This window comes from Methylocapsa palsarum, assembly GCF_900114285.1.
GTDB lineage: Bacteria > Pseudomonadota > Alphaproteobacteria > Rhizobiales > Beijerinckiaceae > Methylocapsa > Methylocapsa palsarum.
The window spans coordinates 1-16,749 of sequence record NZ_FOSN01000017.1 but is presented as its reverse complement, the minus strand read 5'-3'; the positions used below and the strand labels follow the sequence as shown (position 1 = coordinate 16,749).

Here is a 16,749-nt window from a genome sequence, read left to right as displayed (position 1 = left end):
GGATCAGCCGCAGCCCGCCCGGCGGACGGGAGGCGCCGGCGGCGGCGATTTGGCCCTCAGCGCCGTGGAGGACAGAGCTGATCGCGGCCCATGCAAAAAGACATAAGCGGGCGGCTTCATGTCGGCGAGACGCCCCGCCCGGCTCTCGTCGATGCGATAGGGAGCGAACATTTGCGCCGCGCGCGAATTCGGCGCGACCAGAGTGGAGCCGGGCCGGTCGATGACCGCGATCGGAACAAGTCTGCCGATGTCGCGCCAGCGCCGCCAGACATGGAAGCCGGGAAAATTATCCGCTCCCATCATCCAGACGAAACGGACGCCGCGGCAGCGCGTCTTCAAAAATGAGATCGTCTCGAATGTGAACCTCGTGCCGATGTCGGATTCGAGGCCTGTGACGACGATTCGCGGATCGTTGGCGATTTGGGCGCCGGCCCTGACGCGGACATCCAGCGCCACCAGTTCCCCCGGGTCCTTCAGCGGATTGCCCGGCGTGACGAGCCACCAGATCCGGTCGAGCCGCAGCCGGCGCAAGGCCAGAAGGCTGACCGCGCGATGACCCTGGTGCGCCGGATTGAAACTGCCGCCGAACAGCCCGATCCGCATCCCGGCGGAAAAGGGAGGCAGCCGGACCAGCGTCACGAACGAATTTGTCCGTCGCCGCGCACCTTGTATTTGAACGAGGTCAATTGTTCGAGCCCGACAGGACCGCGCGCATGCATCCGTCCGGTCGCGATGCCGATCTCGCCGCCGAAGCCGAATTCGCCGCCGTCGGCGAACTGGGTCGAGGAATTGTGCATGACGATGGCGGAATCGACTTCGCGCAGAAAGCGCTCCGCGGCGGCCTTGTCCTCGGTGACGATGCAGTCGGTGTGATGCGACCCGAATGTCTCGATATGGCGGATGGCGTCGTCGAGATCCTCGACGACCCGCACGGCGATGATCGCGTCGAGATATTCGGCGCTCCAGTCCGCGTCTCCGGCGGGCGTCACGCGGCCGTCGGCGGCAAGAGCAGTCGCGTCGCCGCGCACCGCGCAACCGGCGTCGAGGAGCATTTTGACGAGGGGCGCAAGATGCGTTCCCGCGCAGCCGCGATCAACGAGCAGTGTTTCGGCCGCGCCGCAGACGCCCGTACGCCGCAGCTTTGAATTGCGCAGGATACGTTCCGCCTTGGCGAGATCCGCCTGCCCATGCACATAGACATGAACGATTCCTTCAAGATGCGCGAAGACCGGCACTCGCGCCTCCGCCTGAACCCGCGCGACGAGATCCTTGCCGCCGCGCGGGACGATGACGTCGATGGCGCCGCCAAGACCGCCGAGCATCTCGCCGACGGCGGCGCGGTCGGGCGTCGGCACGCGGGCAATCGCGGCGATCGGCAGCCCCGCCTCAATGAGGCCCGCAACCAGACATTCGTGAATGATCGCGGTGGAGAGAAGACTCTCCGATCCGCCGCGCAGAATCGTCGCGTTGCCGGCCTTGAGGCAGAGCGCGCCGGCGTCCGCCGTCACCGCCGGACGGCTTTCGTAGATGACGCCGATGACCCCTAACGGCGTCGAGACGCGCTCGATCACGAGCCCGTTGGGGCGCTCGAACCGGGCGAGGCTCCGCCCGACCGGGTCAGGCAGCGCGGCGATCTGATCGAGGCCGTCGGCCATCGCGGCGATGTATTTTTCGTCGAGGCGCAAACGGTCGAGAAAGGCGCCGGTCGCGCCTTTCGCGGCCGCAGCCGCGACGTCCCGAGTGTTGGCGGCGAGAATATCCAAAGCCCGCGCGCGGATCGCGCTGGCGGCGCTTTTGATCGCTCTATTTCTGGTCTCAGTCGAGGACAGCGACATGTCGTGCGCGGCGGCGCGAGCCTCGCGGCCGATCCGGGCCATCAGGACCGCGATGTCGTCATCGGCGGAGCGTTCGACAAGTTTCAGAGGTTCCATTCGCCCATCTTCAATGCTTTCCGTCAAAAGCCGGCCGTGACCGGCGCGCGGAAGAATGTCCTGATCAGCCAAGCCGATCAACTCTCAAGGGTCCGGCCAATCTCCCGCCACGACCATATCGTCGCGGTGGATCAGGACCGCTCGGCCGGGAGCGCCCAGCAGAGCCTCGATGTCCTGCGAGTTCCGTCCGGCGATCAGGACCGCCTCGCTGGCGTCATAGCCGACGAGACCGCGCCCGACCTCGCCGCCCGCCTCGTTTCGCATCAGGACGCAATCGCCGCGGGCGAAATTTCCCTCGACGCGGGTGACGCCCGCCGGGAGCAGGCTTTTTCCGCTGGCGATGGCGCGCGCCGCGCCGGCGTCGAGATGCAGCGCGCCGCGCGGTTCGAGCGAACCCGCGATCCATTTCTTTCGCGCCGTGACCGGGTTGGAGCCGGTCAGGAACCACGTGCAGGGCGCCCCCGCGGCGATTCTCGCGAGCGGGTGCTCGATGCGTCCATCGGCGATGACCATGTGGGCGCCGCCGCTGGTGGCGATCTTGGCGGCCTCGATCTTGGTCCTCATTCCGCCGCGCGACAGCGCGGAGGCGGCGCCTCCGGCCATCGCCTCGATCTCCGCCGACACGCGCTGGACGATCGGGATCAGTCTGGCGCCGGGGTTTTCGCTTGGCGGCGCGGTATAGAGCCCCGGCACGTCCGACAGGAGAACCAGAAGATCGGCGCTGGCCATGGTGGCGACGCGCGCAGCCAGGCGATCGTTATCGCCGTAGCGGATTTCGGACGTCGCGACGGTGTCGTTCTCGTTGATGACCGGCACCGCCCGCAGATCGAGAAGCCGGCCGATGGTCGCCCGCGCGTTGAGATAGCGGCGCCGCTCCTCGGTGTCGCCAAAGGTGACGAGGATTTGTCCGGCCGTGATGCCGATGCCGCCAAGAACCTCCGCCCAGATCCGCGCGAGAGCGATCTGGCCGACGGCGGCGGAGGCCTGACTGTCCTCGAGCTTCAGATCGCCGTTCGGAAGGCTAAGAACGGTGCGGCCCAGCGCAATCGAACCCGAAGACACGACCAGAACGTCGGCGCCCCGGCGATGCAGGTCGCCGATGTCCTGCGCCAGCGCCGAGAGCCAGGCCCGCTTGACGCAGCCCTGTTCGCGATCGACCAGCAGCGACGAGCCGACCTTGATCACGATCCGGCGGAATTTCTCGAGGCCGGGCGAGCTTTCGGCCGGCGTGGACTTCGCCGGCTTGGCCTTCGCGCGATTGGCGAGGCTCACGGGCGCCACTCCACGGCCGCGAGCGTCTCCACGGCTTTCGCCGCTTCGGCCTCGTCGATGACCTTCAGAACGTCCCGCAGGGTCTCGAGAAGATTCGCGCCCGTCGCCGCCGAAACTTTCAAAGGGGTCCTCCCGGCGGCGCGCTTCAGGCGCAAGCTCTGCGCTTTCAATGTTTCCGCGTCGACCGTGTCGATCTTGGAAAGGGCGACGATTTCAGGCTTGTCGGCAAGGCCTTCGCCATAGGCGTCAAGTTCGCGGCGCACCGTCTTGTAGGCCTTCCCGGCGTGTTCGACGCCCGCATCAACGAGGTGGAGGAGAACCCGGCAGCGTTCGACATGGCCAAGAAAACGGTCGCCGAGGCCGACGCCTTCATGGGCGCCTTCGATCAGGCCGGGAATATCGGCGAGAACGAATTCCCGCTCGTCGCAGGCGACGACTCCAAGCTGCGGGTGGAGCGTCGTGAACGGATAATCGGCGATTTTCGGCTTGGCCGAACTGACCGTGGCGAGGAATGTCGATTTTCCGGCGTTGGGCAGACCGACGAGGCCAGCGTCGGCGATGAGTTTCAGCCGCAGCACGATCGTGCGTTCCTCACCCGCCTGGCCCGGGTTTGTCCGGCGCGGCGCCTGATTGGTCGAGGATTTGAAATGGGCGTTGCCGAAGCCGCCGTTGCCGCCTTTTGCAAGGACGATGCGCTGGCCGATTTCGGTCAGGTCCGCGAGGAGGCTGTCGGAATCCTCGTCGAAGATCTGGGTTCCGGCGGGAACTCTCAAAACCGCATCGGCGCCTCTCCCGCCGGTGCGGTTCTTTCCCATTCCGTGCACGCCGGTCTTCGCCTTGAAATGCTGCTGGTAACGGTAATCGATCAAGGTGTTGAGGCCGCCGACGCATTCGGCGACGACATCGCCGCCCCGACCGCCATCGCCGCCATCGGGTCCGCCAAATTCAATAAATTTCTCCCGGCGGAAAGACAGGCAGCCCGCGCCGCCGTCCCCCGAACGGATGTAAACCTTGGCCTGATCAAGAAATTTCATTGCGGTTTTGTACCATGAGCCGAATTAATTCGCCGGCTTTATATTCCCGGATCCTGCGTCGACGCGGCCACGACCAGGGCCGCAAGGTCGCTCTCGCCATGGATCTGATGCATCATCGACGGCATTTGGCGGCTCCATTGGCTCGACGCCCAGGCTTTACGGTCGAGTTGGAACCGTTCGCAGGGATGCAGGCCTCCGCGAGCCGGGAGCGGATCGAGGCCGGTGTCGATATAGGCGAATCCGCAATTTTCCAGCACCCGCCGCGAAGCCTGGTTAACCTCGCGCGAATTGGCCAAAATCCGGCTGGCGTTCGTCAGGCCGAAAACCACCCCGATGAGCGCCTTGACCGCTTCAGTGGCGTAGCCCTTGCCCCATTGCGCGGGTGAGAGGATATACCCGATCTCGACCTCGCGCGCCGCCGAGAGCGTCGCGCTGACAAGGCCGAACGCCGGCCCCCCGCCCCCTTTTTGCGTAATCACCAGCGCCAGGGCCGAGCCCTCGGCGTTGCCGATGCGCGATTTCAGGATGAACCGTTCAGCTTCACCGGGCGGGTAAGGGTGCGGGATCCCCGCCGTCATCCGCGCGACGTCCGGCAGACTCGCGAAAGCTGCGATCGCGCCGGCGTCGGAGGCGCGCGGCCAGCGCAGCCACAGCCGGCCGGTTTCCAGATAGAAAACATCGTCGCGAGTTAAATCCGGGAACATCACGGCTCCGGCCAGAACAACGCCCGCCAGGGAACAGCCGCCGGCGTCAGCCCTTGAAAGGATGGCGGCGGCGCGCGTTCTTGCAAGGCCCAAACCGGTCTTCCCGGATTCCGTTCCTCGACCGCGCCAAACCTTGGCGCCAAACCCTTTCGGACAGGAGAGCCGGCTCCCGCTGCTCGGAGTGCGGGCTCAGGCCGGCAGATTATTCGGCCGCCTCGGGCTGCGGCGCCGGAACGACCGCGACGTAAGCGCGGCCATTGGCCTTGGTCTGGAATTCGATCTTGCCTTCGGTCAAAGCGAACAAGGTATGGTCAGTGCCCATTCCGACATTCGCGCCCGGATGCCAGGTCGTTCCGCGCTGACGCACGATGATGTTGCCGCCGATTACGCTTTCGCCGCCGAACTTCTTGACGCCGAGGCGCCGACCCTTCGAGTCGCGGCCGTTGCGGGACGAACCGCCTGCCTTTTTGTGCGCCATTTTTGGCTCCTGGATTCTCTCAACACCAAACCCGAACCCCAGCAGAACGGAAATGCTGATTTCCGCCCACCGCGATCTGTTTTCTTCGATCCTGGAGCATATTCCGATTGGATTGAATCAATCCAATCGACACGAATATGCTCAAATCTTTGACTCTGGAGCGATTTCTGATCGATCGCATGACTGCATGCGATCGGAAAGCGCTCTAGACCGCGGCCGCAGCGCCGGTCCGAGCAGAATTCGCACCTGAGACCCCGGTAATTTTAACGAGCGTCAGATCCTGCCGGTGACCGCGCTTACGCTTCGAGTTCTGCCGCCGCCGCTTCTTGAAGGCGATCACCTTGGGACCGCGCTTTTGCTCGACGATCTCGCCAGATACGCTGGCCCCTTCGATGAAGGGCGCCCCGACCGACGACGCGCCGGCGTCCGACAGCATCAGAACTTCGCCAAACGTAACGGGATCGCCTGGGGCTCCCTCGAGCGTCATGACGGTGATCGTATCTTCGACGGCGACGCAATACTGCTTTCCGCCGGTTTTGATGACCGCGAACATCTTATTTCCCTATGTTCCAACCCGGCTACCCAGGCGCGCCGCACCGAAGGAGCGGCTCGTTGCCAGCTTTCGAAAAGCCGATTCGCGGCATCAAAGCTGTAATGTCAATCTTCTTTTTCGAAAACGAACGCGCCGTCCGCCACTGAAGGGTCCGGCCCAAAGGCGAGATTCCCGTGATGAGGATTGCGAGGATCAAACGAAAAAACGCGGCAAGACGGCCGCGCTGACTGAGCAAATCGCATACAAAGGCCGTGGAGCTTTGTCAACCGTTCCAAGGGCGGCCAAGAGAAGAGATATGTCGAAGAACAGTGTGAAAACCCGCCCGGCGACGCGAACGGGCCTTGCGCCCCATTTGGGCCATTTTCGGCAGGCTTTGTCCTTGCGCATTTAGACGACAGTTTGGTTAAACTCCAATCCGCTTCCGATTCGCTGGCCATCAAGGTGTCTCAGAATGACGAGCGAGCCCATGGAGGCGCGCGAAACTCTGGAGAGGCGCGCGAAACCTGCGGGCTTCCTTACAACTCCGTCGCTAATCCGTCTTGCGTTTATCCGTCTTGCGTTTGCGTCTTGGGAGGACGTTTGATATTGCCCCCTCGCGAGATTAGCCGGTGAACGGCCATGCATCCTCCGATCTTCGGGAGCCGAACACGGCGGCCGCGTCAAGGCGGCGTTTTGCGCCGGCCTCGGCCTTTGGGGACATCAACATGATCGACGGCCGGATCATGCCGCCGCGATTCCCGGAAATTTTGGCGGCCGAAACGGCTTTAGCCAGGACCAGAACATGGTGATGGTTTTGGACTCGCCCCTGCAAAGCCGCCAGCTCGACATCGCATCCTTTTCCGCCCGGATTGCAGGCCGCATTGATCTTGGACACGATCCAGCGATCGAGGCGGACGGCGAACAGCACTCGACCTTTGACCGAAGGCGCGTCTCGCTCCGCTGGTTCTTCGGAACGATTTTGACCGCGTTCTCAGGAGCGGCGCTTTTCGGCGCGGCGCTTTACGCGGCGCTTGGACACCAGACCTATTTCGCCGAGGCCCCCTCGCTGGCGCAGCCGCCGCGACGCGAGGCCAACGCTGATTTCGGCGTGAATCCACGTAAAGCTGATCGCCTTGTGAAATCGGTGGACCTCGTCGCCGCCAAACAGACGTTCCGGTCGCCAACCTCGATCCGGGTCGGCGACAAGGAAATGATGAAGGTCCATACCTTCACCCGCGTCGAGACGACCCTTGTCCTGTCCGACGCCGGTTTCTCGGACGACGTGCCGCCCTTCAATCCGTTGAAGCTCCTGGCGGACGCCCGCAATCCCGTTGACGCCGCGCAGGAGCCCGTCCAGGACGACGCCGAGATTTCATGGGCGACGCGCGACGTCGCCGTGGAAGATCTGTCCCCGGCGATTGTTCTCAGCCCCGATGAAGTGCAGGCCCAGATCGCCGAGCAGGTGAAGGACGTCCGGGCGGCTGGAGCAAAGCCGATCCCGCTGCCGCCGCAAATGCTGCTGATGCGGACCAGCCGGGCCAATGTTCCCGGCGTCCTCTCTTACGGAAATCCGGCGGAGCCGCTCATGACGGCGCCCTTTTCGGCGATCGAAGTCCGGATGGTCCCGGAAAACGTGACCAATGTGCCGCGTTCGCCCACGGTGCAGACGACTCAGATGGAGGAGCGCCTCGTCGTCGTCCGGCACGGCGAAACCCTCGAGGACGTTCTGCACGCTGCGGGACTCTCCAAGGAGAAGACAAATGCGGTCGTGGCGGCTTTTAACCTGAGGAGAGGCGAGGTCGCCGCGCCCGAGGGGCGCCGTCTCAAGCTTCTTTTCGCCGATCTCGACGGCGCCGGTGGGCGCATGACCCTCGCGCGGCTGTCCGTCTATTCCGATGAGACGCTGGAGACGAGCATCGCCGTCAATGATCGCGGCGGATATGTCCGCGTGACCGCCCCCCAGCGCACCGCCAGGAAGCCGGCCCCGACCTCTGACGATGAAGACGATTCCGACGGCATGCGGCTCTACGATTCGCTTTACCAGACGGCGCTGAAACAGGACATTCCGCGCGCGACCGTCGACGATCTCGTGCGTGTTTTCGCCAATGACGTCGATTTCCAAAGGTCCGTCAGCGGCGGCGATTCATTTGAAGCCTTCTACGACGAGAGCGAGGAAGCCGAAGGGCGCGGCCAATTGCTTTACGCGACGATCACCGCTCGTAACGAGACCTTCCATTATTACCGGTTTCAGACCCCTGACGACGGCGCCGTCGACTTTTACGACGAGGCCGGCCGCTCCACGCGTAAATTTCTGGTTCGCACTCCGATCGTCGCGGGAAAGTTCACGTCCGGATTTGGCATCCGTTTTCATCCGATCCTTGGCTATTCAAGGCCACACACAGGCGTGGACTGGGCCGCTCCGATCGGCACCCCGATCTTCGCGGCCGGCAACGGGACGATCATCACCGCAGGCTGGGATTCCGGCTATGGCCGGCGCATCGAAATTCAGCACGCCAACGGCTACATCACAACCTACAATCACATGTCGGGCTTCGCGCGCGGCGCCACGGAAGGCGCGCGCGTCCGCCAGGGACAGGTCATCGGTTATCTCGGCCAAACCGGCCTCGCCACCGGGCCGCATCTTCACTATGAAGTCATGGTGAACGGCCATTTCGTCGATCCGATGCGGGTCAAGCTTGCCCGGACCCGCGAATTCGATGGCCGCATGCTGGCGAATTTCAAGCGCGAGCGCGACCGGATCGACGCTCTGCTCGCCAAGGCGCCGTCCGCTGGAAATATGGCGGCGGCTGTCGAGCCCAGGAACTAGAGCATATTCCGATTGGAGTGAATCAATCCAATCGACAAGAATATGCTCAAGCTTTTTATTCTGGAGCGATTTCTGATCGATCGCATGACTTCATGCGATCGGAAAGCGCTCCTGGACGCTCGAACCGAACATCAGAGTTGACCGTTCGGACTGACAAAGTGTGGAACGGCGCCGATTCCCTTCAATCCTGCAAACGCCCCCGTCTCAGAGCCGGGCTCGCGCCGCGACGCTTGCAGGATGTTGACAAACCAAGGCGCGTCTTCTGCGTGCGGGGCGAGGATCAGCGCAGATCGGAAACAATCGTCGAACGATCCGAGCCAATGAGCTTCATGCGGACAAGAAGGTCGCCGTCATACCAAACATCGCGATCGAATTCTCCGGGGGACTTGTCGGATAATTTATAGTGATGCGTCTGTTTTTTCGCGCCATCATCAAGGGTCACAGTTTCCTCACCCATATCCTTGACTTTGACCGACAGGCGCCGCCCGTCGGCGGGGTCGAAGAGATCGGGATGGTTGATTATCTCCCTGGTCCAGAGGCTGGCGGGCGAAATGGTTTTCGGCACTTCGGTCTTCACGCCGTCAACGATCAATGTCAGCTTGTCGGCGGCGGAACCAGGCGCAATCTCGACGTCATGCTTTGTTCCGTTGTCGTTGGTATGGGATTTAAACGCGACCAATTGACCACCTTTCCAGGTCTCGTTCGCGGAATGCTCCATATGATACATTTCGATGGACAGGACCTTGACCGAAAGCTTCGTGTTGGTTTTGACCGACGTCGTATCCTTCTGCCGGTCCACGTCGACGGTATCGACGCCAATCTTGTCGCCGCTGCGGATAATGTCGAAAACCTGATGCAGCTTGCCGGTTGCGGCCGGAGCGTCCGCGCGGATCGCCGCATCCGGACGGGCAGGCTCGGCGCTGGACGAACGAGGCGCCAGAACCGAAATCGCCAGGGCGCCGCACGCGATGATTGAGCAGACGGCGGCGAAAGAGACGAAGGAAACTGCTGCGGAGTCTTTTTTTGTCATCTGGTCACCGTTCATACCCGTTGAATTTCACCTTCAAAGCGCATTTAATGTTGCTCGAAGAGAGTCCGCGATTTGGCGATTTCGAGCCTGTCAATCTAGAGCATATTCCGATTGGATTGAATCAATCCAATCGACAAGAATATGCTCATCCTTTGATTCTGGAGCGATTTCTGATCGATCGCATGACTTCATGCGATCGGAAAGCGCTCTACGCCGATACCTTTGTTCGAAAGACGCCCACAATTCAAAGACGCCCCGGAGTCGCTGGAGCATATTCCGATCAGAATGGTTCGAACTGATCAATATGCTCAAACTATTGAATCTGGAGCGATTTCTTATCGGCCGAATGGCTCCATCCGGCCGGAAAGCGCCCTGAGGAGCAAGTTGCGGTTTTTTGGACGGCGAGTGAGTGCGCCCATGATCGCCTTTCTGAAATCTCCGAGACTCTTCTCTCTCTATACGGCCTGATCGGTTTTTTGTCTCTCCCGGTCATCAGGGTGTGCTCAGGCAGACAGGTTCGAGGGCGAGCCGCGCCCGCGCTCCGGCGGGATCGATCCCCTCCTCGCGCCATGCCCGTAAAGACTTCGCCCGAAGACTCTTGGATAATTTCCGCCCTGAAGCATCAAGCAGCAGCCGATGATGATGATAATCAGGAGCGGGAAGCCCGAGCAAAACCTGCAGCAGCCGATGCAGACTCGTCGCCGCGAAGAGATCCTCGCCGCGCACGACCTGCGTGACGCCTTGAAGCGCATCGTCGACGACAACCGCAATATGATAGCTCGCGGCGATGTCCTTGCGCGCCAGCACCGCGTCGCCCCAGACTTTGGGATCGGCGATCACGTCACGCTCCGGGGCGCCGGGGGACGCCAGTTCGCGCCAAGCAAACGGGCCTCCCGCGACGCCGACGGCGAGGTCAATGTCGATCCGCTCAGCGAAGCCCGCGCCGGAGGCGAGCCGACGCCGGCGTTCGTCCTCGGAGAGGCGCTTGCAGGAGCCGGGGTAATGGGGCGATCCGTCGGGGTCGCGCGGCCAGCCGGACCGGCCTGAGACGGCGGCGATGATGTCGCCCCGGGAACAAAAGCAGGGATAAAGCAGTCCGCGCGATCTCAGGAGGTCGAGCGCATTGGCGTAGTCCGCAAAATGTTCGGACTGCCGCCGTACAGGCCTGTCGAAAACGACTCCGAGCCAGCTCAAGTCTTCGAGAATGGCCCGTTCATATTCAGGCCGGCAGCGTTCAGCGTCGATATTTTCTATCCGCAGCAGGAGCCGGCCGCCGGCCGCCCGCGCCAGATCAAAATTCAGTTGCGCGGAATAGGCGTGGCCGAGATGCAGATAGCCGTTCGAGGACGGCGCGAAGCGGAAAACCGGAGCGTCAAATGACCGGGTCATGCGCGGCGCGGTCTCGGCGACGAGGCCCGAAACGGTTCGACGCGGTCAAATGAGGGACGGAAAGTCATCCGGATCTTCCAGTAGAGCCAGCGGAAATGGCGCGGCGGTCCTTGCTTCGAATCCAATATAATGGTCTCGCTTAGCCGGAACGAGACAGACTTTCTTGATGTCAATTTGTTGTGATCGATCGAGCGAGGATTTCACCGCCCGCATCCCTCTGCGCGATTTTCAGGCCGAGCTTCTGTTTCTCCCCGCCTCCTCCCGTTAAAGTCGGGCATGACCGAATCACCGCATTCCCGCCCTCCTGCGTTTCTGGGCGTAGAACGCTCCGTGACGGGACGTCCCTGGCGGGACCGGCTCGATGAGGCGGGGCAGTCACGAGCGCTCGCGATCAGCCAATTGCTTGGCGCCGGAGATCTGGTCTCGCGCGTTCTCGCCGGGCGCGGGATCACCCCCGATCAGGCCGAGGAGCATCTCGACCCGACCTTGCGGCGGCTAATGCCCGATCCCTTCGTCCTGATCGACATGGAGGCGGCGGCGGGCAGGATCGCGGACGCCGTTCAGCGCGGCGACAAGATCGCGATCTTCGGCGATTACGATGTCGACGGCGCGGCCTCCTCCGCTCTTCTCGCCGACTATTTTTTTGCCGTCGGCGCGCCCTATGTCATTCATATCCCGGATCGGATTTTCGAAGGATACGGGCCCAACGTCGAAGCGATTCAAAACCTCGCCCAAAGCGGCGCCAGACTTCTGATCACCGTCGATTGCGGCACAATGAGTCATGGCCCCCTCGCCGAAGCGGACAAACTCGGCCTCGACCCTATAGTGCTCGACCATCACAGCGCTCCCGAAACCCTGCCCGACGCCCTCGTCGTCAATCCGAACCGCCAGGACGATCTTTCGGGCCTTGGCCAGCTTTGCGCGGCGGGCGTCGTGTTCATGACCCTCGTCGCCGTCAACCGGATCTTGCGGGCCCGGAATTTCTTTGGCGCGGCGCGGATCGCCCCGGATCTGCTGGCGGGGCTCGATCTCGTCGCCCTGGCGACGATCGCCGATGTCGCGCCCCTCACCGGCCTCAATCGCGCCTTCGTGACCAAGGGCCTCAGCCTCATGCGCACACGCGGGAGGCCGGGCCTTACAGCGCTTTTCGATGTCGCCCAGGCGGACGGACCGCCGAGTTCTTACCATCTTGGCTTTCTTGTCGGGCCGCGCATCAACGCCGGCGGACGAGTCGGAGACGCCGCCCTCGGCGCAAGGCTCTTGAGCCTCAAGGATCCACTCGAGTCGCGGCGCGTCGCGGAGGAGCTCGACCGCCTCAACCGCGAACGGCAGGATCTCGAACGCGGCGCTCTTGAAGAGGCCGAGGCGAACGCTCTGGCGACCCTCGGGCTCAAGGACCAAGGCGCCGCCGTCGTCGTTTCGGGCGAGGAATGGCACCCCGGCGTGGTTGGCCTCGTCGCCGCGCGGCTCAAGGAAAAATACCGCCGCCCGGCCTTCGCCATCTCCTTTTTCGGCGCGGGCGAATTCGGGACCGGATCGGGCCGTTCGATTCCCGGCGTCGATCTCGGCCGCGCCGTCCGGGCGGCCGTCGAGGCCGGGATTCTGGTCAAGGGCGGCGGCCACGCCATGGCGGCCGGACTGACCATCGGGCGCCGGCGCGTCGATGACTTCCGGGCTTTCCTTGAAGACCGCCTCGCCCGCCGCGTCGAGGATCTGCGCGCCGGCGAATCCTTGCTGATCGACGCCGCCCTGACCGCCGGCGCGGCCAGTCCGGCGCTCATGGCCGCGCTCGACCGCGCTGGACCTTTTGGCGCCGGCAACGCCGAACCTGTGTTCGTATTCCCTGCGCACCGGCTCCTCGCTGTCGCGGATGTCGGTAACGGACATGTGCGCCTGCGCGCCCAATCCGGGGACGGCGCCAGGATCGACGGCATCGCTTTCCGCGCTGGTGGGGAACCGCTCGGGCGCGCGCTCCACGCGGGTCGCGGAACGATGACCCATCTCGCCGGAACCCTGTCGCTTGACTCCTATGGCGGCCGGGAGCGGGTGCGGCTGCGGCTGCTCGATCTCGCGCCCGCCGCGCGGCCCCGCCAGAACTAGAACTTGACTGCCAGAATTTGCCAACCAGATCTTGCCGGCCGGGAACTTGCCAGCGAAGCCGCCGCGCTTTATATGTCCGCGGACAGCCCGGGAATCTCTCAGCGAACGTGTTCGCGGGCCTCCGCGCCCATCGTCTAGCGGTCTAGGACGTCGCCCTTTCACGGCGAAAACAGGGGTTCGATTCCCCTTGGGCGCGCCAGTGAAATCAATTGGTTGGAGCGCGAACGCCCCCCGTTTGGCCATCCGTACGGAAAATATACGGAAAAGTTGGTCCAGAACGCCGGTGATTTTTCGTGAACGCGCACGGACGTATTTGATTGCCAGCCAGCGAAATGCTCCATGAGAAGCTTTATTATTTTGTTCCTGGCGTTCTTTGCGACATACGCAAGCGCTCAAGAACCTAGATCTACTATGGTGTTCTACCCCGATCGCCATAAATGCCTGAGCGTTCTCGAGCTTGAACGGGTGCGCATAGGGAACGGAAGAGTTATGTTCGACAAGCTTGACGAAGCATCGCTCAGTCTCGCTATGGACTATCTCCAAGTCGCCGCATGGCTCGCGGGTTTCATCAGTGCGCGGAATCAATTCGATGTCAGTACCGACGGCAACCTTACCAAAGGGACGGACACCAAGGACTGGATGAATTGGATTTTCAGCTATTGCCGCCAGCATCCCACCAGTGAGATTTTTACGGCGGCGCTGGACTTCTCAAATAATTTGAAAGCGAGCAACAAACCGAACTGAACCGGAGCTGCTAGCCTTTACTATTTGAAGCGCCCTTCTTGAAGATCCAATCGCCATCGTCAAGATCGGGCTCCTGCGACTTTTCTGGCGCGCCAGGCGTGTGTTTTGCGGGGATAAGCCAAATCCGACCGCTCTCATCGACCATGACCGCCCTCGGCGGATCCGCACGATCCGCCACCTTTACAGCCCGCTCCAGCTCCGATTCCGTGACGCGAGCACGGCGGGTCATCCTACTTCTTTCATGTCAGTTTCTGACCTTTCCTCAGCCAGCCGGCCGCCACTTCCGCCATTCTCCTCGATGAATTCGACGCCAGCGATGGCGTGGAAGCCCGCACCTGAAGCCAAATGAAGGCATTCTGAGGCGCTCTGCTGCGAGTTCAATGGTTTCACGAGCGTTGGTCGCTGAAACCCCGTCTGAAACCAAGCGAGATGAAATCGTCGCGCGTTGGGGTGCGTACCCGACTTGCGCTCCAGTGCTCCCCTCGATCGCCGCCCTTACCGCATCCAGGTCAGACTGCGAAAAGCCATTATACAGCCTCCAAGAGGAGGGCCGAAAAGAAATGAACGGATGAGCTTCGGCCGTTTAATTCCGGCGTCCCTTTTGTCCGATCTTGCCCTTAGCGATTAGCCATTCTTCAAGTGCATAACGAATAGCAGCAGATCTTGTGGGCAGAGGATCAGGCTGCTCGGAGATCCAAGCGTCAAGTCCTTCCCTAAGATCGTGGGCGAGACGAAGTGAAATTACCGGCGTTTTGCCAGTTGGCTCCGGGCCTCGTTTTTTGTGTATTACAGGGATTGACGCCATTAGCTTACTGTGTAATACAAAGATGCGGGCTAATCAAGAGGTGGTGCTCCTGATCAGCCCTAACCACAGCAAATAAAGGGGATTCGCATGGCTAAGATCAACAATACCATCCCGTCACGCTTCCACAACCTTTCCGACATCGCGCTCGCCGATGAAATCGGCCGCGTCGACGCCATCGTGAAGGCCGCGGAGGCAGAACCGAAGGCGCTGAAGGATGAGTTCAAGGCGCGTGGCTTGACCGACGTTGCGGGCGACGCTTTCACCGTCACCGCAACCGAGCAGATCGCCGGCCGGCTCGATGCAAAAGCAGTTCGTGAGTTTCTTGGCCCGACCTATGTCCGCTTCGAAACCGCCGTCGTCTCAACCGTGATCAGGATCAAGGCCGCCAATAGGACGCTCGCCGTCGCCGCCTGAGCGTTCATTCTCGACAGCGGGCGCCGTTGAGAGCGCTCGCCTTCGCCTTCAATTTGGAGAACCACAATGCCGAACAGCACCGTTCCGGCAGCCGCTACCGGCTTGCCTGCCAGATCCACAAAAGCCAAGACCCGTCCCCGGCCGCGCAGGCGGAAGCAGGACGATGCCGCCTTTATCGCGAACCTTCTCGAACCAGTCTTACCTCATGAACTGGATGACTTTGAATACAACAAACTCGCCAGAAAATGTTTGGAAGACGCTTGGAAGGATGTCGACGCAAGGACCCGACACGATCGCGCGGCGTTCGAATTTTGGGATAAATATTGGTGTTATTACCGATTCCACATGAAGGATAAATCCAAGGCGGACTATGCTTTCGAACAGCGCTCGAGTTGGCTTGCGGATTGGCGAAAGTCAGTCGCGGAACAATTGCGGACAGCTGCATGTGACAGCGCCGGTCTCGCATGGAAGCGCCGCATGGAGAAAGAACCCTGCTTGTCGATCTCCCGAGAAGAAATCGATGCCGCGATCGCAGCGGATGAGGCGTTCTTGGCCGCGCATCCGGTGCGGCGTCCGTCGAAGGTCGCGAAGAAGAGCGCGATTTCCGACGTGCTAGGCTGATTGTCCGTGGATTTCGCGCTCTGACCGTCGAGTCGAATTCTAATTTTGAGGACGCGCCATGATCAATTTGAAGGCCCGGATTTTTTACGTCCTTTGGGAGAGGCTGAGGGAGTTGGAGGCGGCAGAGGTTTCGGAGAAATTGGAAAAGACTCGGATTGTTCTTCGAGAATTACCGGACGTTTCGATCGCCAAGGTCCCTACAGCAAAGAAACATAATGATCGCCGGTTGAGGCTGAATTAGACGGCCGCGGCGGCGAAGAAAAGCGCGGGCGTTGTCATCATATCGCGGCGGCAGGCGCCGCTGAGACGCGCGGCTCGCTCGTCTGTCGTCCGGATTGACCGTTTTGAAACGGCAGCGCGAGCTGAAAAGAGCTGACGGGCGTGCGCCCGTCGCGCCGCAGGACGGCGTGCGGGAGCACCCTTAATGGCTGTACCGCCCCGCAGACCGTCCCAAATTGTTTGGTACTGAAATCGCATTAATTTTAGGCGAGGAAATTTTGACGGGCGGCATCAATTCGCACTTTGCCTTTGGGCGCGCTCCGCCACTATACGCGCCCTTAAAGTCGACCAGGTGCCGAAGCGAGACGCACGCCTTCTGGGAGACCTCAGTTTATATCGAATCGTTGCAACTTATGCGTCTATGCTCGAATGGAATAGTCGGTTTCGGCGAAAGTCTGCTGAAGCCTCCAACTTGAGCAAAGAGCAATGTCAGAGCCGGAATGGAACAGTACGACGACACCTGAGGAAGGATCGATCGTTCATGTCCTCGCCGAGGACGATTTTGGCCAATATCCCGTTCCGTTCCGGATTCTTTTTAAGGACGACAGGTGGTGGAATGCTCACACGGGAGAAGAGCTTGAGGTGTTTG

14 protein-coding genes and 1 tRNA gene are annotated in these 16,749 nt (G+C 61.8%); 6 read left to right on the top strand and 9 right to left on the bottom strand.

The window, feature by feature from the left end; translation table 11 throughout:
- Positions 1–3: 3 nt before the first annotated feature.
- The 7 genes from BM177_RS15720 to rplU form a co-directional block, all read right to left on the bottom strand.
- On the bottom strand, positions 4–639 hold the full coding sequence (locus BM177_RS15720) for a nicotinate-nucleotide adenylyltransferase (RefSeq protein WP_280140570.1): 636 nt from the start codon (positions 637–639) through the stop codon (positions 4–6).
- Positions 636–1,931, bottom strand: coding sequence for a glutamate-5-semialdehyde dehydrogenase (locus tag BM177_RS15715; protein ID WP_091685557.1), 1,296 nt, complete (start codon positions 1,929–1,931; stop codon positions 636–638). The genes BM177_RS15720 and BM177_RS15715 overlap by 4 nt, the downstream gene beginning before the upstream one ends.
- 84 nt (positions 1,932–2,015) lie before the next feature.
- Positions 2,016–3,203, bottom strand: coding sequence for a glutamate 5-kinase (gene proB, locus BM177_RS15710; protein WP_091685554.1), 1,188 nt, complete (start codon positions 3,201–3,203; stop codon positions 2,016–2,018).
- Entirely contained in the window at positions 3,200–4,237 is a 1,038-nt protein-coding gene (gene obgE, locus BM177_RS15705) for a GTPase ObgE (protein ID WP_091685423.1), read from the bottom strand. Before obgE ends, proB begins: the two co-directional genes overlap by 4 nt.
- A gap of 38 nt (positions 4,238–4,275) precedes the next feature.
- Positions 4,276–5,034 carry a GNAT family N-acetyltransferase gene (locus BM177_RS15700; protein ID WP_244532382.1) on the bottom strand — a complete coding sequence of 253 codons (759 nt, stop codon included), beginning with the start codon at positions 5,032–5,034 and terminating at the stop codon, positions 4,276–4,278.
- 109 nt (positions 5,035–5,143) lie between these two features.
- Positions 5,144–5,419: a 50S ribosomal protein L27 gene (rpmA, locus tag BM177_RS15695; protein ID WP_091685421.1), complete on the bottom strand. Its 276-nt coding sequence runs from the start codon at positions 5,417–5,419 to the stop codon at positions 5,144–5,146.
- A 205-nt stretch (positions 5,420–5,624) separates the two neighbouring features.
- Positions 5,625–5,972 (bottom strand): 50S ribosomal protein L21, encoded by a 348-nt coding sequence (gene rplU, locus BM177_RS15690; RefSeq protein WP_091685418.1) that lies wholly within the window; start codon positions 5,970–5,972, stop codon positions 5,625–5,627.
- Positions 5,973–6,759: 787 nt separating this feature from the next.
- Here rplU and BM177_RS15680 point away from each other — a divergent pair.
- Positions 6,760–8,778 (top strand): M23 family metallopeptidase, encoded by a 2,019-nt coding sequence (locus BM177_RS15680; RefSeq protein WP_091685549.1) that lies wholly within the window; start codon positions 6,760–6,762, stop codon positions 8,776–8,778.
- 280 nt (positions 8,779–9,058) lie between these two features.
- On the opposite strand, the gene BM177_RS15675 is transcribed toward BM177_RS15680, so the two are convergent.
- Entirely contained in the window at positions 9,059–9,808 is a 750-nt protein-coding gene (locus BM177_RS15675) for a DUF6134 family protein (RefSeq protein WP_139223666.1), read from the bottom strand.
- A 492-nt stretch (positions 9,809–10,300) separates the two neighbouring features.
- Positions 10,301–11,197: a tRNA glutamyl-Q(34) synthetase GluQRS gene (gluQRS, locus tag BM177_RS15665; RefSeq protein WP_091685408.1), complete on the bottom strand. Its 897-nt coding sequence runs from the start codon at positions 11,195–11,197 to the stop codon at positions 10,301–10,303.
- Positions 11,198–11,473: 276 nt separating this feature from the next.
- Between gluQRS and recJ the strand changes: the two genes are divergently transcribed.
- The 5 genes from recJ (at position 11,474) to BM177_RS15640 (ending at position 15,881) form a co-directional block, all read left to right on the top strand.
- On the top strand, positions 11,474–13,297 hold the full coding sequence (gene recJ, locus BM177_RS15660; RefSeq protein WP_091685405.1) for a single-stranded-DNA-specific exonuclease RecJ: 1,824 nt from the start codon (positions 11,474–11,476) through the stop codon (positions 13,295–13,297).
- A 123-nt stretch (positions 13,298–13,420) separates the two neighbouring features.
- Positions 13,421–13,496, top strand: a tRNA-Glu gene (locus tag BM177_RS15655).
- A 290-nt stretch (positions 13,497–13,786) separates the two neighbouring features.
- A complete protein-coding gene (locus tag BM177_RS15650; RefSeq protein ID WP_091685402.1) occupies positions 13,787–14,041 on the top strand; it encodes a hypothetical protein in 255 nt (84 codons plus the stop codon).
- 892 nt (positions 14,042–14,933) lie between these two features.
- A complete protein-coding gene (locus BM177_RS15645) occupies positions 14,934–15,260 on the top strand; it encodes a hypothetical protein (RefSeq protein ID WP_091685401.1) in 327 nt (108 codons plus the stop codon).
- Between the two features lie 66 nt (positions 15,261–15,326).
- Entirely contained in the window at positions 15,327–15,881 is a 555-nt protein-coding gene (locus BM177_RS15640) for a hypothetical protein (RefSeq protein WP_091685399.1), read from the top strand.
- The last annotated feature ends 868 nt before the right edge of the window (positions 15,882–16,749 follow it).

What these genes read in the sequence shown, in the direction of transcription:
- BM177_RS15715 (WP_091685557.1), bottom strand. Translation starts at nt 1,931, where the DNA reads ATGGAACCTCTGAAACTTGTCGAACGCTCCGCCGATGACGACATCGCG.
- obgE (WP_091685423.1), bottom strand. Translation starts at nt 4,237, where the DNA reads ATGAAATTTCTTGATCAGGCCAAGGTTTACATCCGTTCGGGGGACGGC.
- rpmA (WP_091685421.1), bottom strand. Translation starts at nt 5,419, where the DNA reads ATGGCGCACAAAAAGGCAGGCGGTTCGTCCCGCAACGGCCGCGACTCG.
- rplU (WP_091685418.1), bottom strand. Translation starts at nt 5,972, where the DNA reads ATGTTCGCGGTCATCAAAACCGGCGGAAAGCAGTATTGCGTCGCCGTC.
- BM177_RS15680 (WP_091685549.1), top strand. Translation starts at nt 6,760, where the DNA reads ATGGTTTTGGACTCGCCCCTGCAAAGCCGCCAGCTCGACATCGCATCC.
- BM177_RS15675 (WP_139223666.1), bottom strand. Translation starts at nt 9,808, where the DNA reads ATGACAAAAAAAGACTCCGCAGCAGTTTCCTTCGTCTCTTTCGCCGCC.
- gluQRS (WP_091685408.1), bottom strand. Translation starts at nt 11,197, where the DNA reads ATGACCCGGTCATTTGACGCTCCGGTTTTCCGCTTCGCGCCGTCCTCG.
- recJ (WP_091685405.1), top strand. Translation starts at nt 11,474, where the DNA reads ATGACCGAATCACCGCATTCCCGCCCTCCTGCGTTTCTGGGCGTAGAA.
- BM177_RS15650 (WP_091685402.1), top strand. Translation starts at nt 13,787, where the DNA reads ATGTTCGACAAGCTTGACGAAGCATCGCTCAGTCTCGCTATGGACTAT.
- BM177_RS15645 (WP_091685401.1), top strand. Translation starts at nt 14,934, where the DNA reads ATGGCTAAGATCAACAATACCATCCCGTCACGCTTCCACAACCTTTCC.
- BM177_RS15640 (WP_091685399.1), top strand. Translation starts at nt 15,327, where the DNA reads ATGCCGAACAGCACCGTTCCGGCAGCCGCTACCGGCTTGCCTGCCAGA.